Origin of the sequence: Streptomyces sp. NPDC058650 (genome assembly GCF_042717315.1) — a bacterium.
Lineage (GTDB): Bacteria > Actinomycetota > Actinomycetes > Streptomycetales > Streptomycetaceae > Streptomyces.
Genome location: NZ_JBHXRL010000007.1, coordinates 1 through 21,971 on the forward strand (window position 1 = coordinate 1; position 21,971 = coordinate 21,971).

The following is a 21,971-nucleotide window of genomic DNA, read 5'->3' on the forward strand; positions in this document are numbered from 1 at the left end:
CGCCGAACGCGCCATCCCCCACATCATCCAAACCGCCCAAACACAAGGCATCAACATCACCTACGGCGCACCCACCCCCTAACACCACACACACCTCCGCAGACCCACGCGAGGAAGGAAAAAGATGTCGCACCTCCTCATCCGACCGGCCGCGCGCAGGTCACTCACCCACATCCGCCACATCCGACCCGTCCCCCCGACGGCCGCGACCGGCCTGGCCGCGGCCGTCTACGAAGAAGTCGAACGCGACTTCGGCATGCTCGCACCACCCATCGCCCTCCACGCCCCCCAACCACCCCTCCTCGCCGCAGCATGGACCCTCCTCCGCGAAACACTCCTCGCCACCGGCGAACTACCACGCGCCCACAAAGAAGCCATCGCCACCGCCGTCTCCCAGACCAACTCCTGCCCCTACTGCATCCACGTGCACACCAGCGCACTCGACACCCTCACACCCACCACCCCCGACAACGAGGCCCACCACCTCGCCGCCTGGGCCACCCAACCCCCGGACAAACGCCCCACCACACCCCCCACCCCACAGCAATTACCCGAAGCACTCGGCGTAGCCACGACCTTCCACTACCTCAACCGCATGGTGAACGTGTTCCTCGGCCCCACAGCCCTCCCCGACCGCATCCCTCCCACCGCCCGACGCACCGTTACCCGCCTCTTCACCCGCGCCCTGCGCAAAACCACCCATACCCACCACGAACCCGGCCGCTCCCTCGACCTCCTCCCGCCCGCACCACTCCCCCCCGACCTTCACTGGGCCACCAACACCCCCACGATCGCCGCCGCTTTCGCCCGTGCCACCGCAACCATCACCACCGCAGCCGAACGCACCATCCCCACCACCATCCGCACCCTCCTCGAAGCACACCTCACCGACTGGGACGAAACCCCCCAACCACTCGACCTCACCTGGCTCAACACCGCCCTCGAACCACTCCCTCCCCACGAGCGCCCCACCGCCCGCCTCGCCCTCCTCACCGCCTACGCCTCCTACCGCATCGACGACACCGTCATCACCCCCCTACGCGACAACGGCACCACCGACAACGATCTCCTCACCATCACCGCCTGGTCAGCCCTCACCGCCGCCCGCCACACCGCCACCCGCCTCGTCCCACCAACAACCAACTCATAGCGGCGCCACAACACCGTCGGGGACAGCGGCGGTCGGTCCTTGGACTACGCGCCGGGCGAAAGATCGCACCACTCGGCTGCCTTCACCTCACAGTGGTGACCATGCTGAACCGAGTAGCCGTCCTGTCCGACGTTCACGGAGTCCTGCCGGCCCTGGAGGCAGTACTCGCCGAACCAGACGTCACCGCCGCCGATCACATCGTTCTCACCGGCGACATCACCGCCGGTCCGCAACCGACCCAGGTGCTCGACCTGCTGACCAGCCTCGGCGACCGCGTCATCTGGATCAGCGGCAACGCCGACCGCGAACTCCTCGAATACCGCCGGGGACAACGCGCCACGATCCCCGACCCGATCGCCCCCTGGGCAGCCGAACAGCTCCGCGAGGACCATCTCGACCTTCTCGGCTCGCTGCCACGATCACTCTCCCTGTCCATCAATGGCCTGGGAAAGGTGCTGTTCTGCCATGCCACCCCGCGCGACGACGAGGAGGTCGTCCTGGTCGACTCCCGCCTCGACCGCTGGAAGGAAGTCTTCAGCGGACTCGATGCCGACGTCCGCACCGTGGTCTGCGGCCACACCCATATGCCGTTCGTCCGCCTCGCCCACGGCCGGCTCGTGATCAACCCCGGCAGCATCGGCATGCCCTACGGACGAACCGGAGCGCACTGGGCCCTGCTGGGCCCGGGCGTCGAACTCCGCACCACGTCCTACGACCTCCAGGCCGCAGCCACCCGACTAGGCCAGGACTCGCCCTACCCCGACATCGCCGAATGGGCCGACTACTTCCTGAACGCTCGCGCGACCGACGCCGAGGCCCTCGCAGCCTTCGCCCCACGGGACGGACGCGACCACAGGCCGTGACACGCGCACCCCCTCACGACAGCGGCGCCGAGCACCGACTACGCGATCAACGGCGCCTGCCGATCCCAGGGGCCGACATCGGCTGGGGCGCGGCCGGCGCCCCTGACTGGGACTGAACCCATGCCCCCTCCCCAGCGTTGATCCGAGCATGAACAAGATCGTCACCGCCCCCGCGGCCGTGCTCTTCGCCACCGGACTCGCCCCCGTCACCCTGCGGCAACAGCTGCGAGGCCACTGTCAAGACCGGTCCCGTCTTCTACTTCCGACGGTCATTCGGCCAACGCACCCGCCGTGACGAGTAATTGTCAAATCCTGTGGATCGGTTGAGCTCGTCATGCCGCGAGGGTCTCGGGACGCTCGATAAGCCGCGTTCGAACCGGGCGCGCCGGCGCGGACCAGGGCGACGAGGTGAGGTGCGTTCACGACCGGGATGTCGTCGAGGGAATCGACCATGGCGTACACCTCGCAGGCCGTGACGAGGTTCGGCGCCGGAGTGTCGTCGAGTTCGGCTTGCGCCGCCGCTCGAACCGCCTCGGCCTCGTTGATCACGTCGACCAGTGCTGCCGGGTCGATCCCCGCAGCGATCGCCGCTTGGAACCACCGGAGCTTGGCTTGAGCTTCGTCCCGTCGCTGCCGCGCCTGGTCAGGTCGCCGGTCTCCCGTGCACCACCCTGCGACTCGACCAGCGCCTGAACGGTCCGATCGAGATTCTCCGGCGCGAACGCCGTCCCGATCCACGTGTTCAGCGCGTCCACCAACGGGTCCGCCGACACGCGGAGAGCGCACCCGCACAGCGCCGCTGGCGACGGAGTCGATGACCCGTTGGACCGAGCCGGCGGCGATGATGTGACCGCGGCCGATCACGAGGAGCTGATCGGCGGTCTGGGACATCTCGCTCATCAGGTGCGAGGACAGGAACACGGTCCGTCCCTCGGCGGCCAGGTCGCGCACCAGCTGGCGAGCCCACTGCACGCCCTCGGGGTCGAGCCCGTTGACCGGCTCGTCGAGGATGAGCGTTCGGGGGTCACCCAGGAGTGCGGCGGCGATGCCCAGGCGTTGGCTCATGCCGAGGGAGAACCCGCCGACGCGCTTGGTCGCGGCCCCGGCCGGGCCGGTCATCTCGATGACCCCGCTGACACGGGAGGTCTTGATGTTGTGGGTGGCGGCCATAGTGCGCAGGTGCGAGCGGGCGCTGCGGCCGGGGTGCACGGCCTTGGCGTCGAGCAGGGCGCCGACCTCCCGCAGCGGGGAACGGTGCCGCCCGTAGGGCTTGCCGTTGACCGTGACGGTGCCCGAAGTCGGCCGGTCCAGTTCCATGATCAACCGCATGGTGGTGGACTAGCCGGCACCGTTGGGACCGAGGAACCCGGTGACGGTGCCGGGCGCGATGGTGAAGCTGAGGGTGTGCACGGCGGTCTTGTCGCCGTAGCGCTTGGTGAGCTGGTGTGCCTGGATCATGACCGGGGACCTACTGGGTGTTCGGTGGGGACTGGCGGACCTGATACGTCGGCTCGTCGTGGCGGGTGCCAGTTACGCGGACGACGACGTTGCCGCGCTTGGGGTCGGTGTCGACGATGCGGTGGGCCTGTGTGCGCATCCGATGACCTGACCTGCCGGTAGGGGTCTTGGAAGGCCCCTACGCGACGTCCCAGTGGTAGTTGGTGTCCCACCGCCAGGAGGCCCACACCGCGGCACCGAGGCAGATGGCTCCGAACAGGACGGGGACTGCTCTTGGGTTCACGCTTGCTGCTGGGCGCGAACGGTTTCACGGTCCGGGCTGGTCGCCATGGTCGCCGACGGCGTGGTGCGGGGCCAGGTCCAGGCGTACCGCAGGATGAGGGCGAGAACGATCACTTCCAGTGCGACGCCAAGGCCGTAGAAGTACGTCCAGGACTCGCCCACCGCGTTGAATGCCGCGAAGGGGACCTGTACCGAGGCCACGATGAGGTTCGTGATGCGGTTCGCCCGGGCGGGCAGCGTCATCGACAGCACGACCATGAGGATCGGGATCGCCATGAGCGCGAGGAAGGCGGTCATCAACGTCTGGCTGATGTCGAACTCCCAGACGACGCCGGCCTCGATGTCAGCGATGACGCCGGGCTTGAAGAAGGCGAGAATGTCCACGTAGACGTACAGGAACATGAAGCTCGTCCACGCTGCGGCGAGCTTGGCTCTCACCGGGATCCGCGGGTCTTCCAGTGCGGTGGTGGTGGGTTGACGTGTTCTCATCGTAGGCTCCGTTGTTGTGGTGAGGATCGGTAGGTCCACGATCGCTGAGCCCGGCGGCGGGCACATCGGCGTCGAGGCCGGACCCGCCTCGACCGTTGGAAGGAGCGGCGTCTCGTTCTTTCGGTCGGTCCCCGACGCCTCGGCGGTCCCTAGACTGGGTGTGTGACCACCAACGCCCTGAGCTCGCTGTGGACCGAGCCCCGCGCCACGGACGCTCCCGAACGGGTGTCGCGCGACTGGGTGCTGGTCGGGGTGTTGATGGTGACGGCACTGCTCGAGGGAGTCCTCCGGGACGACGTCGCCTGGCGGCCGTTCGCGACGATCGTGGCGGTCGGACTTGCGCCGGTGCTGCTGTGGCGGCGTACCCACCCGTTGGCCTGTGTCGTGGTGGCCTTCGGCACCGTGATGGCGTTGGGTCTGGCGAGCCTGCTGGGCGGGGCCCCGAGCGTGGGCCTCGACACGATGATCTACATCCTGGTGCTCGTCTACGCGCTGGTCCGCTGGGGCTCAGGGCGCGAGATCGTGATCGGCCTGGCGGTGGTGGCGGTCGCTGCGGGAATCGGTACGGTCGCCGACTACACCGGGCCGGCCGACGTCATCGGCGGGTTCGCCATCCTGGCGGCGGCGGCGGACGGAGCGGCGTTCCGCTACCGCGCCGAGAGCTGGCGCCGGGCGTTGGACCAGAGCCGCAGCGAGGAGCGGGTCGCCCTCGCGCGCGAGCTGCACGACATGGTCGCCCACCACGTCTCGGCGATCGCTGTGCAGGCGCAGGCGGGCCGGGCGATGGCCGGGCAGCGACCTGAAGCGGCGCTCGAGGCGCTGGCGGTCATCGAAGGGGAAGCGTCGCGGACGCTCGCGGAGATGCGGGCGATGGTCCGGGTGCTGCGCGACGGAGCGCCGGCGGAGTACGCCCCCCAGCCCGGCGTTGCCGACCTGGTGTCCCTCGCCCGACGCGCCCCGGTCCCGGTCGTCGACGTAGAGTTGCCAGATGACCTGGACGAACTTCCGCCCCAGGTCGACGCGGCGGTCTACCGGCTGGCTCAAGAGGCGCTGACCAACGCCCTGCGGCACGCCCGCAACGCCTCGCGTGTGGAGATCCAGGTCGTAGAGGGCGCGGGAAGGCTGCGACTACGCGTGACCGACGACGGACAGATCGACCCGGCACGGTCGGTGAACCACGGCTTCGGGCTGCTGGGGATGACCGAGCGCGTGCAGCTGCTCGGCGGCACGCTGCGTGCCGGGCCGGCGCCCGAGGGCGGGTGGACGGTCGACGCCGAACTGCCGACGAAGGTACGCCGATGACGGTGCGCGTGCTGGTGGCCGACGACCAAGATCTGGTGCGCACCGGCCTGTCGATGATCCTTGACGCGCAGCCCGACATCGAGGTCGTCGGCCAGGCCGCCGACGGCCACGCCGCCGTCGAGCTGGCGCATCGGCTCCGCCCCGACGTCTGCCTGGTCGACATCCAGATGCCCGGGCTCGACGGCATCGAGGTGACCGAGCTCCTCGCAGGGCGGGGCGTCCCGGACCCGATCGCGGTAGTGGTGATCACGACCTTCGACCTCGACGAGTACGTCCAGGGCGCGCTCCGGGCCGGCGCCCGAGGCTTTCTGCTCAAGGACGCCGGGCCGGAGCTGCTCGTCCAGGCCGTCCATGCCGCCGCCGTCGGCGATGCCCTGATCGCGCCGAACATCACCCGGCGGCTGCTAGCCACCCTCGCCGCCAGGGAACCGTCGAGCCGACGGACCCAACCGATCGAGCCGCTCACCGAACGCGAGGAGGAGGTGCTGACGCTGGTCGCCCGTGGCCGCACGAACGCCGAGATCGCCGCCGAGCTATACATCGGCTTGACGACCGCCAAGACCCACGTCGCCAGCCTGCTGACCAAAATCGGCGCCCGAAACAGGGTCGAGATCGCGATGTGGGCGTACGACACCGGCCGGGTGGGGAACTGAACCGAACCTGACGAGCATGCACGACGACTGGTTCCCGGCCGGGTGGCTGCAGGGCGGCGGCCTGCGCTTGACAGTCGTCCTTGGTGTCGGCAGTGAGCTCAGGCGACGCACCTAAAGTCGACCAGCCACTGATCTGCTGATCGGCGTTCCGCCGAAAAAGGGGTGCTTGGGTGTTCAATCGGCTTGCGGTCAATGTGTTGCCACCAGGCCCCCGATGGGCTGCCCAGCTGTCTCCGGATCGATGGCGAGGAAGTGGTGGCAGCGGCGATCGGAGAGGGAGGCCGCGGCCCGTTCGCGGAGGAGGCATTGCCGGCTGTTGGCCAGGGTCCTCTCTGGGCGACCGACGAGGGGCGACGTGTAGTGCTGGGTGAGCCCGAGTGCACGGGTGGATGCTGTGGCTACCTGTCCGTGTTCGTGCAGCGTCACGGCGGGATCGTGGAGTGGTCCGACTGGCAGGTGCCGGTTGATGAGGCGCGCCCCCCGGCCTTTTACTTCGACGCTGATCAGTACGACGCCGAACTGACCCGAGCGCTGACTACGTTTGCCTCGTGACTTCCGCCGTGTGGGTGGTCCCCTGCGCGGTGGGCCAGGCCAGAATGATCACGTGGCTGGATGTGTCACAGCACCATCGCCTCGGCCGTTTCGGTCCGCCTCTCGTAGTCGCGGGCCAGGCGGCGTGAGCGCATCAGCCCCCCGAACGTGTGAACTCGCATGACGCGGGCGCGATGCAGCTCAGCAAGCGCCGACATCAACGGCCGAGGCCACGGCCCCCGAGAAGCCGCTCGGCAACGTCATCGCCGACGCCCAGCTCGAAGGTCTCGCCCCGGCCGACAAGGGCGGAGCGGAAGTCACGTTCATGAACCCGGGCGGCATCCGCGCGGACCTGGTGCACAAGGCGTCCGGCAGTGAGGGCGTGGCTTTGTTCACGAGATCTCATGGACAGAGCCAAGGGCGACAGGGTCGTCACCTACGGCGAGGCGTTCACCGTGCAGCCGTTCACCAACATGATGAACGTCGTCGACCTGACCGGCGCCCAACTGGTCACCGCGCTCCAGCAGCAGGTCAGCAGCTCCAACGGGGCCAGCCCGAAGATCCTCCAGGCCTCCGAGGGCCTCACCTACACCCTCGACCTGACGAAGAGCGGCGCGGACCGCGTGGTCGCCGACATCATCAAGCTGAACGGCGAGGCGATCGACCCGGCGCGCACCTACCGCGTCGCGATGAACGAGTTCCTCGCGGGCGGCGGCGGCGGCTTCGCGGCCCTCGGCCAGGGCACGAACAAGCTGGTCGGCGCCTTCGACCGGGACCTGTTCAACGCCTACCTGGCGGCCCACTCCACGGCCGCCGCACCGCTGGCCCCGCCGGCGACGGACCGGATCACGATCATCCAGTAACTCCCCCTGGACGAAGGGGCGGTGGGCCTGCGGGCCTGCCGCCCCTTTCTCGTCGGCTCCCGCACGGGCCGGCCGACCCGATCCGGCCGACCGACCGACCGGATCCAGCCCATAGAGTAGGCAGCTGATAGCTGGACGCACCCCCTTAGCAGCCCTTGAGGAGCCCGCCGGGTGAGCAACGTACTGAGTATGAACAGCGTCCGGGGAAGGGTCCAGGACCCGGGGACGGTCAGGGATTCGATCGACTTCACCGACGGTTCGGGACCGGCCCGCGTGGTCGCGTACCCGGAGCGCGAGCTGCCGCCGGGCGGCATACCCGCCTATCTCGCGGCCCGCAAGAGCGGCGCCCGCGCCTTCGTGCTGTGGGCCGACGAACACCGCCGGGAGCGGGTGGCCACGGTGGTGACCCAGTCCGCCGCCGACGGTGTCGCCACCTTCCAGGTCCTCGGCGCGCACGGCGAGCACATCGGCACGATCGTGCGCGAGAAGGTGTTCCGAGGCAGGGGCCTTCGCACGCGCTGGACCGTGACCCCGCCCGGCGGCCCCGATGCGGTGGGCTACAAGGGCCGGATCGTGTGGTGGTTCGTGTGGTGGCTGTGTCTGCCCCTGATGGTGCTGATCGTCCTCGTCTCCGTCGTCGACAGCTCCCCGAGCGTGGGCGGTGCCGCGCGCGGCCCCCGGCGCATCCGATGGCGTGCGGGCGGCAGGATGCCCCTGGAGTTCAGGTCCGGCGGCGACAAGCTGCACCTGCACGAACCGGACCTGGACTGGCGGCTCGGGGCCGCGCTGGTCGCCCTGGTGCGCAGCTTCAGCTCCATCAGGTGGGACGCCATGAAGAAGTGAAGGGTGGTGTTCCGGGGCCGCGCACAGTAGAACTGGTCCCATGTCCGACCAGCAGCCTCCCTCCCACTGGCCCCGGCCGCCCGGTGCGCCCGGCGTGTACGCGCCACCGCAGGCCCGTGAGGTCACCGCTTCCTACCGGCGGTGGGCGGGCGTTCTCACCTGGACCGCCGTCGTCGTCGCCGCCCTCATGGCGGTCGCGCTCGTGGTGAGCATCGTCTTCCTCGTATGGGCGGACCAGGACACGCGGAACGCCGCCTACGGCTACCTAGCGCTCGTTCTCTGGGTCGGGATCGCCGCGGGGGTCCCGGTCCTGATCGGGGTCGCGGTCCCCGCCGGGGTCATGAGGCGGCGGGTGCGGCAGCAGAGCCGGGCGGGGAACGCGCCTTCGTAGGACGCCGCCGGGTGTGCAGGCCGGGGCCGGTGCTCCCGGACCTCCCGGTCAGGCGGCGGTTCGCGTGTCCTCGGTTCGGCGCGTGCGGTCCAAGGCGAAGCGTCTGGCCGCGCGGGGCTGGCTTGCCGAGGACACCCCGGGCTCCTTCAGCGTCGCTGTTTCGCGAGGCGGCGGCTCATGACCATGGTCATTGACCACAGCACCATCGCCTCGGACGTGTCGGTCCGCCTTTCGTAGTCGCGTGCCAGCCGGCGCGAGCGCATCAGCCCCCCGAACGTCCGCTCCACCACCCACCTGCGGGGCAGCACCACGAAGCCCGACAGGTCCGCATCGCGTTTGACGACCGTGAGTGCGAGACGCAGTGCCTTCGCGGCGAAGTCGACCGGGGGACCGGTGTAGCCGCCGTCGGCCCAGACCGGCCTGAGCACAGGAAGAACCTCATGGTCAGCCGGGTGAGTAGAACCTGGGCCGCCTCCCGGTCGGTCACGTTCGCCGCGGTGACCATGACCGCCAGCAGCAGCCCTGTCGTGTCGACCACGATGTGCCGCTTGCGGCCGTTGATCTTCTTCCCGCCGTCGAAGCCGCGGGAGGAGGCGGGCACGGACGCGGCGGCCTTGACCGACTGGGAGTCGATGATGCCTGCGGTCGGCTCCGGCTCCCGGCCGGCCGCGGCACGGGTCTTCCCCCGCAGCCGGTCATGGAACTCTTTGACCAGGCCCTTGTCCCGCCAGCGGCGGAAGAACACGTAGACCCGGTGCCAGGCGGGAAAGTCCACTGGCATCGCCCGCCACTTGATTCCGTTGTCCACGAGGAAGCGAATCGCGTCGATCATCTGCCGGTGGCAATAGCTTTCCGGCTGCCCGCCACGGCCCTCCAGCCAGCCGGGCACCGGCATCGCGGCGCGGACCTGGACCCACTCCCGGTCCGTCATGTCCGAGGAGTAATGACGCCTTCGCACACCGTGGTCGGCCGCATTCTCGTACACATGGGCGAGACAGACACACGACGGGATATCAGGGTTGGACTCCACGGACACCGGCACGGAAGACTGAGGCACAGAGCCTCCTGACGCTCGAATGGACTTCAACACCCATGAGCTGTGCGGGAGGCCCTGCTTTCATTCACCGGCCACGAGCCGATCACCAACCGAGCACCCAAGTTCGACCCGCAACCGAACCTCTCGGTACGACAACGGCTTCTCAGCCTGATGCCCCACCCGGGCCGGCAGTGGGCCGAACGGGGCGGTAAGCACAAGGACCCCGACCGTGAGCCCCGCCGACGGCGCCTGGCGACCTACAACCGCTACGGCGGGGTCCGGCACCTGTTCGCCGCCCCTGGACCTGGCCAAGGACAAGCTCTACGGCCACATCAAGCCGGTCAAGAGACGGACTCAGTTCCTGGAGTTCTGCCGCTACCTCCGCAGCCTCTACCCGCCCCAGATCCGGATCGCGATCGTCAGTGACGACTTCTTCCCGCACCTGGCCGCGAAGAAGTGCCAGCGCGTCGGCACCTGGGCAGCGGCGAACAACGTCGAGATGGCCTACACCCCGACCAACAGCTCCTGGCTCAACCGCATTGAGGCCCAGTTCACGGCCCTGCGCTACTTCACCCTCGACGGCACCGACCACGCCGACCACGCCGACCACAAGGAACAGGGCAGCATGATCCGCCGCTACATCCTCTGGCGAAACCGCCACGCCGACGACCAGCGCCTACGCGCCGTCGTCGACAGGGCAAACGTTGCCTGATGCGGCACTAGCGGGGGCGGTTGCGCCAATCGCGTGGACCCGCCCACGTGCCCGTCGACGGCCTCCGGGAGCTCTTCTGCCCGCCCGTCGGCTGTCCGACGACCTGAAGAGGCGTCGCCGGCCCCGGTTTCGAAGGGCAAGCCGGCCTCTTGTTTACCTTACGGGTCGACCCGTAAGGTAAATGCCATGAGTTCTCCTCTGCCCTCCAGGGGGCGCCCCCGGGATCCCCGTTCGCACGAGGCGATCATCGGCGCGACGGCCGAACTGGTGGTCGAGGTCGGCTACGCCGCGACATCGATCGGGGCGGTGGCCGCGCGGGCCGGTGTCGGCAAGGACACGATCTACCGGCGGTGGCCGGGCAAGCCGGAGTTGGTGTTCGAGGCCGTCTTCACGACCACCGATGACGCTCCGCCCCCGGACACCGGAACGCTGGCCGGGGATCTGACCGTGCTTCTGCAGGGTTTGGTCGACGAGTTCAGCGCGCCTGCCGCCGCGGCGGCACTTCCGGGGCTGCTCGCTGACTTCGCCGCCGATCCGGAACTAAAGGCGCGCATCCGCGCCGACTTCCTCGCCCCGTCGAAGGATCGGCTGCTGACTGTCTTCGAGCGCGCCGTGGCGCGCGGGGAGATCGCGGCCGAAACGCCTGTGGACCTGGTCCTGGACACGCTGGCAGGAGCTGTGTTCTTCCACGTAGGGCTGATCGGGGAGCACCCTGACCGGCGGCTGGCCGCACGGCTGGCCACTGTCGTGGCCAAGGGAATCGAGGTCCGATGAACAGCTGGCTTCTCACGGCCGGTATCACCGCTGTCGGCGTGGCCGCAGTGCACATCGTCGGTGGGCGCCGCGATGTGGTGCGCCCGCTGCTGGCCAGTGGGCTCGCGGACGAACCCAAGCGTGTCCTGCACGCCGTGTGGCACATGGTGAGCGTCGACTTGGTGCTTTCCGGACTCGCTCTGCTCTACCTCTCCCTGACGGCCGGTACGCCAGGGACCGGCCTGGTGGCGTGGTTCGTGGCCGCGCACTTCATCGCGTACGCGGCGGCCTTCCTGGTCGTCACGCTGTCCGTCGGATGGTCCAGACCACTACTCCGACTGCCGCAGTGGATTCTTCTCCTGCCTGTCGCGGTACTGGCAGCGGCGGGTGCCGCGTAGCCCCTCCCCCGCGAGCTCCCGCGGCCGCCGCTGTCCGCCACGGAGTCCGCGGCCTCGAACCCGTCCGCCCCAGCCATGGAGCAAACCGGGACCGGAGAGCGGCTGCCGGGTCGGACGAACCTGGTCGGATACGCCTCCGTGGACACTGCGGTGTCCGTTGCCGAACGTGGTCAGGACGACTCGCGCTTCGTGGGCGACGCCTACCGTCCGAGAGGCTGGCTGGAGCCGGCTCTTGGAGCCTGGCGCGGTGGAGAAGGCCAGATTGCAGTGCCGTCCGAACGACAGCCCGGCACCGCCCAGCCTTGTCAGCGGCGGCTCGTAGCGTCGTTGACAGGCGGCAGGCCTACGCCGAACTCGCCGTCCCCGCCGCGGCTGGCCGGTCGCGGAGATCGTGCCACCGCTCCGCGCTACCGCCGATGGCGCGTTCCTCCGTGTCACCGGCGGTGATGATCCTGCTGCACTGTCGGCGCACTGGCCCCGTACGCTGCCAGGCGCGGCCCTCGTCGCCCATCGGCCGAGGACACCGGGCCAGGGCCGCAGCGGCATCGACGTGTTTCACCAGGGCCAGAACCTGTCGTGTGCCCGGCCATGGGCCACGCTCTCGCCGTTTCGCCGAGGGTGAAGACCGGCCCGACCGGGCTCGATCGTCACTACAGTCCGGCTCATGACGACGATCACCACACGCACGGTCGAGTACCCGGCCGACGGCCTGACGATGGTCGGGCACCTCGCGCTCCCCTCCGGTGTCGACCGCCGACCCGCGGTCCTGATCGGGCCCGAAGGGCCGGGTCTGAACGACTTCCAGCGACGCCGGGCCGATGCCCTCGCCGAACTGGGTTACGTAGCGCTGGCCTTCGACATCAACGGGGGGCGGTGGTTCACCGACCCCGAAGAAATGCTGGCGCGCACGACCCCGTTACTCGCCGATCCCGACCGGATGCGTGGCATTGGCCACGCCGCGCTCGACGTGCTGCGCGCCGAACAACGGACCGACCCCGACCGCATCGCCGGCATCGGCTACGGCACCGGGGGCGCGATCGTGTTGGAACTCGGACGTGACGGCGTCGAACTGCGCGCGATCGGGACAGTCAACGCACTCTTGACCGGCCGGCCGGGCGAGGCAGCCCGCATCCGCTGCCCCGTCTGGGCCGGGGTCGGATCAGAAGACCCCATCATGCCGCCCGCGCAACGAGAAGCGTTCGCCGCCGAGATGCAGGCGGCCGGCGTCGACTGGCGCCTCACGGTCTACGGCGGAGCACTGCACGCCTTCCACCACCCGCCCGTCGACCAGGCGGTAGTCCCCGGCATCGGCTACCACCCGCAACACGCACACCGAGCGTGGCGCGACGTCGTCGACCTTCTTACCGAATGCGTTCCCCTAACGGAATGAGCCGGATTGAAACGAACTATGTGCGGCCCCTGAAAGCGCGCATGGCCGGCCGGCAAACGCGGTTACCTCCTTCGTGGGGGCGAACCGACTACCGAAGCCCGCAGCCGTCGCGGCCGCCACCGCCCCACCACCAGCGCAGGCGAGCTCCATGGGCTGCGCGGGCACGGCGCCGGCTGCGCTGTGGCGTGACTCCATCGAGCGAAGTGACCGAGCGCTCTCGGCGTCTGTTGGCTCGATCATGAACAAGATCCTCACAGCCCTGCTCAGTACCGGCATCCTCGCCGCCGGCCTTGCTCCCGCCGCATCCGCTGTAGGCCTCGCCGAGTCGACCGGGGAGGCGCACGTCCTGCTCACCGCCACCCGGATGCTGGGCGAGACCGAGGCCATCAGGTTCGTCTGCCTCGACTGCCCCGGCTCCGAAGGCCGTAACCAACCGTTCGCACGCGAGGCCTGCCGAGACCTCCGCACGGCCGATGGCGACTTCGACCGTCTGCCGGGGCAAAGCACCGCCTTCTGCTCCAACGACTCCACAGCGGTCACGGTGACCGCGCACGGCACTTTCCGAGGCCGCGAAGTCCAGTGGGAGCGCACGTACGAGAACGACTGCGCACTCATGCTCGCGACCGGGCCCGTCTTCGAGTTCTGACTCCATGTGCGCGCCCGCTGATGAGCCGTCCGGTCCGTGCAGCGGAATAACGCGCTCCTCCTTACGCCAGGCCGGGGGAATGGGCTACGCGAGCCCACTCCCCCGCCCCGCACACCGAGCCTCCCGCTCACCCTTGTGCTGGAGGCTCGCGGCCGTGGGGCTCGACCTCACGGCACGACCACTACCTGTACGTCATCCTCGTAGATGATCCGGCCTGGAGCCGAAGACTCGACCCGCTCGCACTCGACGCCGTGCGCGGCGAGAAGTTCCAGGTATCCAGCCACCCTGTCGATGAGATGTACGGCTGTGGTCTTGAACCAGGCGACAGCGCCGGGGTGCAGCTCGTGGTCATAGACGTGCGGGTCGGTGTCGGAGGGGTTGGGATAGTTGGCGTCGTACCAGTCGTTGTTCGCCCGCCAGAACCGGTACTCCTCCTCAGAGAGCCGGCCTTCGCGCGCCAGACCGTTGGCCAACGCGAAGACGCCCGGGAAGATCCCCCGTGGACTGCGGGTCCTTCCCTGGTACCTCACGAACAATGCCTCGTCCACGAGGGCTACCTCCATCCGTTGTCGCCGCTACCCCCGCAAACCCAACGCCAGGCGGAACAGGAGCACAAGCCCGGTCCAGGTCCGGGCTCGTGAGAGCGTCCTCGCCATCGGGGCGAGGATGGAGGTGTCGTCAGCACTTGTCCTTGGGACTTCCTCTCGCCGGAGTTCCCTACGCCTCGGGGGCAGGAACTACTGTCGTGCGCATGGTCGAACACGATGCCTTCAATTCCGCCCGCGAGGCCTACGACACTGCTGCCCCTCTCTATGCGCAGTTGTTTCGCGACACGTTGCGTGACAGTCCCCTGGACCGCGCGATCTTGGGTGCCTTCGCCGAGGTCGTCAGCGCGAGGGGGGACGGCCAGGTCGCGGACCTGGGGTGTGGGCCCGGCCATATCACCGCTCATCTGGCCGAGCTGGGGCTGAAGGCGTTTGGTGTCGACGCCTCTCCCGCAATGATCGAGCTGGCTCGACAGGCCCATCCGGCACTGCGGTTCGACGTGGGCTCCATGGCGGAGTTGGACATCGCTGACGGCGTGCTGGGCGGCGTACTCTCCCGTTGGTCCATCATCCACACGCCGCCGCCGGAGCTCCCGGTCATCTTGGCGGAATTCCACCGTGTGCTGGCGCCTGGCGGCCACCTATTGATCGGCTTTTCGGCAAGCGAGGACTCTTCTCACCCGACACAGGTCTTCGATCACACAGTCGCTCCGGCCTATCGGTGGTGGCCTGATCACCTTGCCGCGATGCTGCGCACATCCGGGTTGGGCGAGGTGGCCCGGATGGTTCGCGAGCCTCAACCCACGGACCGACGGCAGTTCCAGGAGATCCAGCTACTCGCCCGCAAGGACTGATCCTTGTCCGGCGCGCCGTCTGGAAGCGCCACAGGTGATCGTGCCTGAGCTCCCCCGGAGGGGCTCAGGAACGGCCCGTATGGGCTGAGGCTGGTCACCCCGGACGTCTCCGAAGGCGTCAGTCGGGAGAAGGGCGGGGCACGCACGTCCTCTGGGGGTGGGCGCGCTTCTGTGTGGGTGGCGGTCACTGGGTTGCGGGAATGGCGGGTACGGGTCGTACTTCCCCGGGAGTAGTCGGCTTGGGGTGCCGACCCTCGCAGTAGTCCTCAACTCGACCTTCGGTGCGACGAATCCTCCTTCTGAGCGCGGGAATCTGGGATCGACCTGTTGGGGATCTGTGGAGGGAGGCCCGATGGAAGGGCGCAAGAGGATCGTCGGCTGGGGGGTGTTGGCGTTGTGGGTGATCGTGATCGCTCTCGCCGCGCCCCTCGCGGGCAAGCTCGGTGATGTACAGCGTGACAGGGCCGTCGACTATCTGCCCGCGAGTGCCGACTCGACTCAGGTCGCGAAGATCACCGAGCAGATGCCGGGCGGGGAGTCCACCGACCTCGTCCTCGTCTATCACCGCGAGGGTGGGCTCACCGATGCCGACCGGGCGAGTGCCGCTCGGGAAGTGGCGGCGGTCGCTGCCGAGCACCCGCTCAGCTCGGTTCCGCGTCCGGTTCCTTCCGAGGACGGGACGACCCTTCTGTACGCGGTGTCCAGTACCGAGCCCGGGACGGACGAGGTGGCCAGGGATGTCTTCGTCCACGACGTTCGCGAGAGAGTGAGCGGTGAGGTCGGCGGGCCCGGTGCCCTGGCCACGGACGCGAGCGAGGTGTACGGCTCTCTCGACGGGCCGTTGCTCTACACGACCGTAGCCGTCGTCGCGATCCTGCTGATCGTCATCTATCGCAGTCCGTTCCTCTGGCTCGTGCCGCTGACCGTCGCCGGGGTCGCCGACTACCTGTCGATGGCCGTCACCTACGCCCTGCACCAGGGCTTCGACATCAGCGTCTCCGGTCAGAGCACCGGTGTCATGACGATCCTCGTCTTCGGTGCGGGAACCGACTACGCGCTGCTGCTCGTGTCCCGGTACCGCGAGGAACTGCGCCGGATTCCCCGTCCGTACGACGCCATGGTCGCCGCCCTGCGCGGCTGTGGTCCCGCCGTCCTCGCGTCGTCGGGGACCGTGGCGCTGGGCATGCTGTGCCTGCTGGCTGCCGACATGAACAGCAGCCGGGGCATGGGGCCCACGGCGGCCGTCGGTGTGCTGTGCGCGCTGGTGGCGATGCTGACGCTGCTTCCGGCCTTGCTCGTCGTACTCGGGCGGCGCGTGTTCTGGCCGCTGATCCCCGCGTACGGGAGTGCGCCGAAGGCCGCGCGCCGTTCTCTGTTCGCCGCCATGGGCTCCTCCGCCGGCCGGCGTCCCCTCGCCGTCCTGCTCACCGGTGCCGCCGCGCTGGCGGCCCTGGCGCTCGGGGTGCTGAACCTGCCCGGGGCCATCAAGCAGGAGGACTCCTTCAGTTCCACCCCGGAGGCCGTCACGGCGATGAAGACGCTGGCCGCCGCGTATCCGCAGATGGGCACCCAGCCCATCACGGTCGTCGCTCCCGAGGCGGTTTCCGCCGGCGTGCTGGAGCGTGTCCGCGCGGCCGAGGGGGTCGCGCGGGTCGACATCGCGCGCAGCGGCGGCGGCTGGAGCGAGATCTCCGTCGTCGCGTCGCATGCGCCGCAGTCCGCGGGCGAGACCGCCACCATCAGGGAGCTGCGCTCGGTCCTCGGCGAGGGGGTGTACGTCGGCGGGCCCAGCGCTGAGCAGCTCGACATGGCCGATACCAGTACCAGCGACCAAAGGATCGTCGTACCTCTCGTCCTTGTCGTGGTGCTGATCGTGCTCGTCGTGCTGCTGCGCAGTCTTGTCGCGCCGCTGATCCTGGTCGCCGCGGTCGTCGCGGTCTGGGGCGCGGCTCTCGGCATCGGCGGTCTCGTCTTCGAGGGGCTCTTCGGCTTCGAGGGCACGGATCCGGGTTTGGCGCTGCTCTCCTTCGTCTTCCTCGTCGCCCTCGGCGTCGACTACGGCATCTTCCTGATGCATCGGATGCGCGAGGAGTGCCTCGACGGGGTGGAGCCGGGGCCCGCGGCCTTGGCCGCGCTGCGCAGTACGGGCGGGGTGATCGCCTCGGCGGGGCTCGTGCTCGCCGCCACCTTCGCGGTTCTCATCAACATGCCGATGGTGCAACTGGCCGAGCTCGGCTTCGTCATCGCCGTCGGCGTCCTCCTCGACACCTTCCTGGTCCGTACGTATCTCGTGACCAGTGCGAGCGTGCTCCTCGGCCGTAGGGTGTGGTGGCCGGGTCCGTTGGCCAAGAAGTCTGCGTCAACGGCCGGTTCGGGGTCCGAGCGGCTGCCCGTACGGGTCTGATCAGGGGCGGGTGGGGGCTCCCCCGGACTGTCAGGAGCCCCGCCCGCTGGGAGGATGAACACCATGGACTTCGCAGCGGCTTTCACTCGTGACCCGCAGGCCGCACCGTATCCGGTGCGGTGTGACGCGACGGCCGCCGCGGTCTTCGCGGTGCTCGCCGGAGTGCTCGCGCTCACGGTCGACGACGGTCGTCGGCCGGACCTCCTCGGCTGGGCGCTGCTGCTCGCCGCGCACGTCCCGCTGGCCTGGCGGCGCAAGGCACCCCTGCCGGTGCTCCTTGTCGTGGTGGCCTGCGTCGCCCCGTACCACGCGTTCGACTACATGCACTTGGCGCCGATACCGGCCTCCATGACCGCCTTGTACACGGTCGCGGCGACCGGCCGGCCCCAGCGGACGGTGCTCGTGGGACTCATCGTCACCTCCGTCACGCTCACCATCCAGCTCGTCGTCAACCCGCACGAAATGGTGGAGCTGCTCAGAGTCTCGGGCTGGGTGATCGCGATGCTCGTCTTCGGTGCGAGCATCCGGCTCTACCGGCAGCTGGTGGCCGGTGTGATGGAGCGGGCCGAGCGGGAAGCGGAGCGGAAGGTCGTCGAGGAACGGCTTCGGATAGCCAGAGACCTCCACGACCTCCTCGCCCACTCCATCACCCTCATCGGAGTGCAGACGTCCGTCGCCGCGCATGTGCTGGTGGCCACACCGGACCGGCTCGACCGGGAGGCGCTCGTCCGGGCGCTCGACGAGATCGCCGAGACCTGCCGGGACGCCCGCGCCGAAGTGCGGACGACCCTGGACGTCCTGCGGGCCGCGCCGGAGGGCCCGTTGCCGGATCTGGCCTCACTGCCCGATCTCGTACGAACCTCGGGCGCCGATCTGACGGTACGGACGGGGACGGCGAAGGTTCCCGCGGCGGTCGGCGCGGCGGCGTACCGGATCGTGCAGGAGTCACTGACCAACGTCGTACGGCACGCGGGCCGGGGAGCGAGCGTGCGGGTCGATGTCGGGCTGGTGGATGAGGAGTTGACCGTGAGAGTGACCAATGGGGATGCCGACGGAGGGGGCGCGGCCGGCGGCTTGGATGCCCTCGGTGAGCCTGATGGTGATGGCGGGGTGGACGGCCTTGGTGGTTTGGGTGGTGCGCATGGTTCCGGTCGAGTGGAGGTGGCGGGGTACGGGATCGTCGGGATGCGGGAGCGGGCCAGGAGCGTGGGCGGCACCCTGAGTGCGGGCCCGCGCGAGGGCGGGGGTTTCGAGGTGGCGGCGCGGCTGCCGCTCACGGTGGGGAAGGTGGCGGTGTGATCCGGGTGCTGCTCGCGGACGACCAGAACCTCGTACGGGCGTCGTTCGCGATGCTCGTCGAGTCGGCTCCGGACATGGAGGTCGTGGGACAGGCGGCCAACGGCAAGGAGGCGGTGGAGCTGGCCCGTTCGGCGCGGGCCGACGTGGTGGTGATGGACGTCCGGATGCCCGAGCTCGACGGCATCAGCGCGACCCGGTTGATCGCCGCCGACGAGGACCTGGCCGGGGTGAGGGTGCTGGTCCTGACGACGTACGACACGGACGAGCACGTCATGGACGCGCTGCGGGCGGGCGCGTCGGGCTTCGCGGTCAAGGACATCCGCCCGGCCGAACTCCTCTCCGCGATCCGTACGGTGGCGGTCGGCGAGGCTCTGTTGTCGCCGGGTCCGACGTCGCGGCTGATAGCCCGGGCCCTGGCGCTCCCCCAAGCCCCAGCGATGGGTGGTCCGGAAGGGCTGACGGACCGTGAACGCGAGGTCCTGACACTGGTGGGTCGGGGCCTGAACAATACGGAGATCGCTGAAGCACTGGGGCTCTCACCCCTGACGGCGAAGACCCATGTGAGCCGGATCATGGGCAAGCTGGCGGCGCGGGACCGGGCCCAACTGGTCATCGTCGCCTACGAGTCGGGGCTGGTGAGCCCTGGTCGCTGAGCGCGGGCGGCGATCGTTCCGCCTTCGCGCCGTGTCGCGCGGTCTTCTCCGGAGCCCTCGCGGCGGCGCCGGGCAGCGGAGCGTCCGGGGCGTCTCTCGGGTGGTGCGCCTTAAGGCCCTCACAATAAACCGCGCATGTGGTTTGATTTGCATGGCTCGCCGCGGGCTCCTCCCCCGGCGCGGTGTTCCTTCGGCGCGCCATGGGCGCAACCGGGTGTCGGTGAGTCCCGCGGCCCCCGCCGAACCGCCTGGGCCGTTCGCCCTGAAGGAGAGTGCGCCGTGCGATTCAACCTCATCGGACCGTTTCAGATCGTCGGCGGCGACGGCGGGATCCTTCCGGCGGGAAGCCCCAAGGTCTCCCAGGTCCTGGCCGTGCTCCTCGCCCATTCCAACACCCCCGTCACACCGGACACCCTCATCCGGGAACTGTGGCAGCACGGCCCGCCGCGCTCGGCCCTCAACACCGTGCAGACCTATGTGCACCACGCACGCCGGGTGCTCGCCTTACCGGAAGCCCGCCCGGACGGCGGCCGCCCCGTGCTGAGCACGCAGTTCGGCGGGTACACGCTGCACGTCGACGAGGCGGACGTCGACATCAAGGTCTTCGAGCAGCTGATCGCCCGCGGGAAGGAGGAGTTCCTGGCGGGCCGGTACGAGGCGGCGGCCGGCGCGGTCGGCGCCGCGCTCGGCCTGTGGCGCGGCCCGGTGCTCTCCAACGTGCCGACGGGCAGCGTCCTCGCCGGCCGGATCGTCCATCTGGAGGAGCTGAGAATCAGGGCGCTGGAACTGCGGATCGAGGCCGCTCACCTGCTCGGGACGCTGCGTGAACTCATCCCCGAGCTGCGCACCCTCGTCCACGACTACCCGCTCAACGAGTGGTTCCACGGCCGGCTGATCGCCGCCCTGCATCAGGCCGGGCGGCGCGCCGAGGCGCTGGACGCCTACCGGAGCGTCCGGCGCCTCCTGCGGGACGAGCTGGGGCTCGAACCGTCGCCCGATGTCCAGCGGTTGCACGAGAGGGTGCTCAGCCCCCTCCGGATCCCGTTGGAGCGCGGCGTCGTCGCGGCGCCCCTGACGGTGCCCGCTCGACCGGGGATCAGTGGGTGATGCCGACGGCGGACCCGGCCGTCTCGGCACGCCAGGCCGGCATGTCGTCGTAGAGGTGGGCGGCACGGGCGGCCGAGACGTCCAGACGGGGCAGGACGGTGGGGGTCGCGACGCCCGCCAGGACGAGCCGGAGGAGCAGGGAGATCTCGTCTGGCAGGTCGTACGTGCCGGGGAGGCCTTCGGTCACCACCCGGACCCCGGTCCAGGTGGACACCATCATGCGGGCGATCTCTTCCTCGTCGACGTGCGCGAGAAGCTCCCCCCGCGTCTTGGCGTCCCTGAGGAATCCGGCCAGCAGCTCGGTCCAGTCGGGCCAGGCGGTGCCGAACTGACGGCGCGACTGGGGGTCGACCGCCATCCGCAGGGCCGCGCTGAGCATCGGCTCACGCGGCAGCCGATAGGCCAGCAGCAGGAGGGTGTCGACCATCTCCTGCAGCTTGAGGGCGTGCGGGCGGACGCCGTCGGTGGTCACTGCCGCGGCCAGGACCCCGCGCGCCAGGTCACCCTTGGACGGGAAGTGGAAGTACAGGGCCCCCTTGGTGACTTCGGCCCGCTCCAGAACCTCGGCGATGGTCGTCGCCTCGTAGCCGCGCTCGTCGAAGATCGCCGCGGCGGCCTCCAGGATGATCTTCCGGGTACGGATCGCCCGCTCCTGCTGCGCCACAGCCACCCCTCACTCTCTCGCGTCTTCATCATGGGTCGAAAGAGACCGCTTGCGCGGTATCTTAACTTGCGGTGGTAGTCCGGCCCCCTCGCTCCCGGCCCGATCCCGCGGCTCAGCGGCGCCGGTGTCGTCCTGGGGAGGGGGCCGTTCAGCCATCCACGCCGGGGAGTCAGCGGCGGTCGCCGTCGGTCCAGATGCGGCTCTTCAGGTCCGAGCCGCGAAGCACCTGCACCCGCCAGGGATCGATGCGCAGGACGTGGTAGCCGGGGTCCTCGGGGCCGCCGCGCCAGAAGCCGATCGGGTCGTAGCCGACGCCCGCGGGGCTTCCCTTGCGGTAAAGGTCCCAGGCGTACTGCCGGGATTCCGGATCCGTGGCCCAGGTGGAGACGCTGTCGATGAACACCGCGTTCTGGCGGGGGTTCCAGTACGAGTACGTCGTATGCGGGTTGTGCGCTAGGTGGGCAGCCTTGACGGGGGTCTTGTAGGCGGCCAGCCAACCGACCGGCTTTCCGTCGACCATTTCCCAGACGGGCAGCAGCACCCGGGCCCTGGGACGGGATTTCCTGTCCACTGTGATCATGGTGCAGTAGACGATGTCCTGGATGTAGGCGAAGAATTTGTCCTCGATTTCCGAGAAGGATTCCACGGTGGCAGCAGGCATTTCGATTCCTCTCGGCAGGTGATC

22 protein-coding genes and 4 pseudogenes are annotated in these 21,971 nt (G+C 69.3%); 18 read left to right on the plus strand and 8 right to left on the minus strand.

Annotated features, from left to right (window positions below):
• Positions 1 to 124 precede the first annotated feature (124 nt).
• A complete protein-coding gene (locus ACFWWU_RS14135) occupies positions 125 to 1,150 on the plus strand; it encodes a carboxymuconolactone decarboxylase family protein (RefSeq protein WP_384143957.1) in 1,026 nt (341 codons plus the stop codon).
• A 101-nt stretch (positions 1,151 to 1,251) separates the two neighbouring features.
• On the plus strand, positions 1,252 to 2,013 hold the full coding sequence (locus tag ACFWWU_RS14140; RefSeq protein ID WP_384143960.1) for a metallophosphoesterase family protein: 762 nt from the start codon (positions 1,252 to 1,254) through the stop codon (positions 2,011 to 2,013).
• 771 nt (positions 2,014 to 2,784) lie between these two features.
• Here the strand turns inward: ACFWWU_RS14140 and ACFWWU_RS14145 are convergent.
• From ACFWWU_RS14145 to ACFWWU_RS14155, 3 genes and pseudogenes are all read right to left on the minus strand, one after another.
• A pseudogene (locus ACFWWU_RS14145) lies at positions 2,785 to 3,471 on the minus strand (ATP-binding cassette domain-containing protein); the annotation flags it as partial.
• A gap of 10 nt (positions 3,472 to 3,481) precedes the next feature.
• A complete protein-coding gene (locus ACFWWU_RS14150; RefSeq protein ID WP_384143962.1) occupies positions 3,482 to 3,610 on the minus strand; it encodes a hypothetical protein in 129 nt (42 codons plus the stop codon).
• A gap of 140 nt (positions 3,611 to 3,750) precedes the next feature.
• Positions 3,751 to 4,242 (minus strand): DUF6326 family protein, encoded by a 492-nt coding sequence (locus ACFWWU_RS14155; RefSeq protein ID WP_384143965.1) that lies wholly within the window; start codon positions 4,240 to 4,242, stop codon positions 3,751 to 3,753.
• A 162-nt stretch (positions 4,243 to 4,404) separates the two neighbouring features.
• On the opposite strand from ACFWWU_RS14155, the gene ACFWWU_RS14160 reads away from it, so the two are divergent.
• The 6 genes and pseudogenes from ACFWWU_RS14160 (at position 4,405) to ACFWWU_RS14185 (ending at position 8,825) form a co-directional block, all read left to right on the plus strand.
• Positions 4,405 to 5,544, plus strand: coding sequence for a sensor histidine kinase (locus ACFWWU_RS14160; RefSeq protein WP_384143968.1), 1,140 nt, complete (start codon positions 4,405 to 4,407; stop codon positions 5,542 to 5,544).
• Complete coding sequence (locus ACFWWU_RS14165; RefSeq protein ID WP_384143971.1) at positions 5,541 to 6,197, plus strand: response regulator; 657 nt, start codon at positions 5,541 to 5,543, stop codon at positions 6,195 to 6,197. Before ACFWWU_RS14160 ends, ACFWWU_RS14165 begins: the two co-directional genes overlap by 4 nt.
• A 255-nt stretch (positions 6,198 to 6,452) precedes the next feature.
• A complete protein-coding gene (locus ACFWWU_RS14170) occupies positions 6,453 to 6,749 on the plus strand; it encodes a hypothetical protein (protein ID WP_384143974.1) in 297 nt (98 codons plus the stop codon).
• Positions 6,750 to 6,935: 186 nt separating this feature from the next.
• Positions 6,936 to 7,591, plus strand: a pseudogene (locus tag ACFWWU_RS14175) (5'-nucleotidase C-terminal domain-containing protein); the annotation flags it as partial.
• Between the two features lie 171 nt (positions 7,592 to 7,762).
• A complete protein-coding gene (locus ACFWWU_RS14180; RefSeq protein WP_384143977.1) occupies positions 7,763 to 8,434 on the plus strand; it encodes a hypothetical protein in 672 nt (223 codons plus the stop codon).
• A 40-nt stretch (positions 8,435 to 8,474) separates the two neighbouring features.
• The gene (locus tag ACFWWU_RS14185) at positions 8,475 to 8,825 is read left to right on the plus strand and encodes a hypothetical protein (RefSeq protein WP_384143980.1); all 351 of its coding nucleotides are present in this window, start codon (positions 8,475 to 8,477) and stop codon (positions 8,823 to 8,825) included.
• Positions 8,826 to 8,971: 146 nt separating this feature from the next.
• Here ACFWWU_RS14185 and ACFWWU_RS14190 read toward each other — a convergent pair whose 3' ends face one another.
• Both ACFWWU_RS14190 and ACFWWU_RS14195 read right to left on the minus strand, forming a co-directional pair.
• Positions 8,972 to 9,253, minus strand: coding sequence for a transposase (locus tag ACFWWU_RS14190; RefSeq protein WP_384143983.1), 282 nt, complete (start codon positions 9,251 to 9,253; stop codon positions 8,972 to 8,974).
• A 74-nt stretch (positions 9,254 to 9,327) separates the two neighbouring features.
• Positions 9,328 to 9,756, minus strand: a pseudogene (locus tag ACFWWU_RS14195) (transposase); the annotation flags it as partial.
• Between the two features lie 267 nt (positions 9,757 to 10,023).
• Between ACFWWU_RS14195 and ACFWWU_RS14200 the strand changes: the two are divergent.
• The 5 genes and pseudogenes from ACFWWU_RS14200 to ACFWWU_RS14220 form a co-directional block, all read left to right on the plus strand.
• Positions 10,024 to 10,573 (plus strand): annotated as a pseudogene (locus ACFWWU_RS14200) (transposase); the annotation flags it as partial.
• 186 nt (positions 10,574 to 10,759) lie between these two features.
• The gene (locus ACFWWU_RS14205; protein WP_384143986.1) at positions 10,760 to 11,347 is read left to right on the plus strand and encodes a TetR/AcrR family transcriptional regulator; all 588 of its coding nucleotides are present in this window, start codon (positions 10,760 to 10,762) and stop codon (positions 11,345 to 11,347) included.
• Complete coding sequence (locus ACFWWU_RS14210; RefSeq protein WP_384143989.1) at positions 11,344 to 11,724, plus strand: hypothetical protein; 381 nt, start codon at positions 11,344 to 11,346, stop codon at positions 11,722 to 11,724. The genes ACFWWU_RS14205 and ACFWWU_RS14210 overlap by 4 nt, the downstream gene beginning before the upstream one ends.
• 664 nt (positions 11,725 to 12,388) lie before the next feature.
• Positions 12,389 to 13,114: a dienelactone hydrolase family protein gene (locus tag ACFWWU_RS14215; protein ID WP_384143992.1), complete on the plus strand. Its 726-nt coding sequence runs from the start codon at positions 12,389 to 12,391 to the stop codon at positions 13,112 to 13,114.
• Positions 13,115 to 13,352: 238 nt separating this feature from the next.
• Positions 13,353 to 13,760, plus strand: a complete 408-nt coding sequence (locus ACFWWU_RS14220) for an SSI family serine proteinase inhibitor (protein ID WP_384143995.1) — start codon at positions 13,353 to 13,355, stop codon at positions 13,758 to 13,760.
• Positions 13,761 to 13,927: 167 nt separating this feature from the next.
• Here ACFWWU_RS14220 and ACFWWU_RS14225 read toward each other — a convergent pair whose 3' ends face one another.
• Entirely contained in the window at positions 13,928 to 14,323 is a 396-nt protein-coding gene (locus tag ACFWWU_RS14225) for a hypothetical protein (RefSeq protein ID WP_384143998.1), read from the minus strand.
• A gap of 188 nt (positions 14,324 to 14,511) precedes the next feature.
• On the opposite strand from ACFWWU_RS14225, the gene ACFWWU_RS14230 reads away from it, so the two are divergent.
• From ACFWWU_RS14230 to ACFWWU_RS14250, 5 genes are all read left to right on the plus strand, one after another.
• Entirely contained in the window at positions 14,512 to 15,159 is a 648-nt protein-coding gene (locus ACFWWU_RS14230) for a class I SAM-dependent methyltransferase (protein WP_384144001.1), read from the plus strand.
• A 352-nt stretch (positions 15,160 to 15,511) separates the two neighbouring features.
• Positions 15,512 to 17,563, plus strand: coding sequence for an MMPL family transporter (locus tag ACFWWU_RS14235; RefSeq protein WP_384144004.1), 2,052 nt, complete (start codon positions 15,512 to 15,514; stop codon positions 17,561 to 17,563).
• Between the two features lie 63 nt (positions 17,564 to 17,626).
• The gene (locus tag ACFWWU_RS14240) at positions 17,627 to 18,862 is read left to right on the plus strand and encodes a sensor histidine kinase (RefSeq protein ID WP_384144007.1); all 1,236 of its coding nucleotides are present in this window, start codon (positions 17,627 to 17,629) and stop codon (positions 18,860 to 18,862) included.
• A complete protein-coding gene (locus ACFWWU_RS14245; RefSeq protein WP_384144010.1) occupies positions 18,859 to 19,515 on the plus strand; it encodes a response regulator in 657 nt (218 codons plus the stop codon). The genes ACFWWU_RS14240 and ACFWWU_RS14245 overlap by 4 nt, the downstream gene beginning before the upstream one ends.
• Positions 19,516 to 19,794: 279 nt before the next feature.
• Positions 19,795 to 20,622 (plus strand): BTAD domain-containing putative transcriptional regulator, encoded by an 828-nt coding sequence (locus tag ACFWWU_RS14250; protein WP_384144012.1) that lies wholly within the window; start codon positions 19,795 to 19,797, stop codon positions 20,620 to 20,622.
• Here the strand turns inward: ACFWWU_RS14250 and ACFWWU_RS14255 are convergent.
• Together ACFWWU_RS14255 and ACFWWU_RS14260 are read right to left on the minus strand one after the other, a co-directional pair.
• Positions 20,612 to 21,286, minus strand: a complete 675-nt coding sequence (locus ACFWWU_RS14255; RefSeq protein WP_384144015.1) for a ScbR family autoregulator-binding transcription factor — start codon at positions 21,284 to 21,286, stop codon at positions 20,612 to 20,614. The genes ACFWWU_RS14250 and ACFWWU_RS14255 overlap by 11 nt on opposite strands.
• Positions 21,287 to 21,455: 169 nt before the next feature.
• Positions 21,456 to 21,947 (minus strand): pyridoxamine 5'-phosphate oxidase family protein, encoded by a 492-nt coding sequence (locus tag ACFWWU_RS14260; RefSeq protein ID WP_329619145.1) that lies wholly within the window; start codon positions 21,945 to 21,947, stop codon positions 21,456 to 21,458.
• Positions 21,948 to 21,971: the final 24 nt, after the last annotated feature.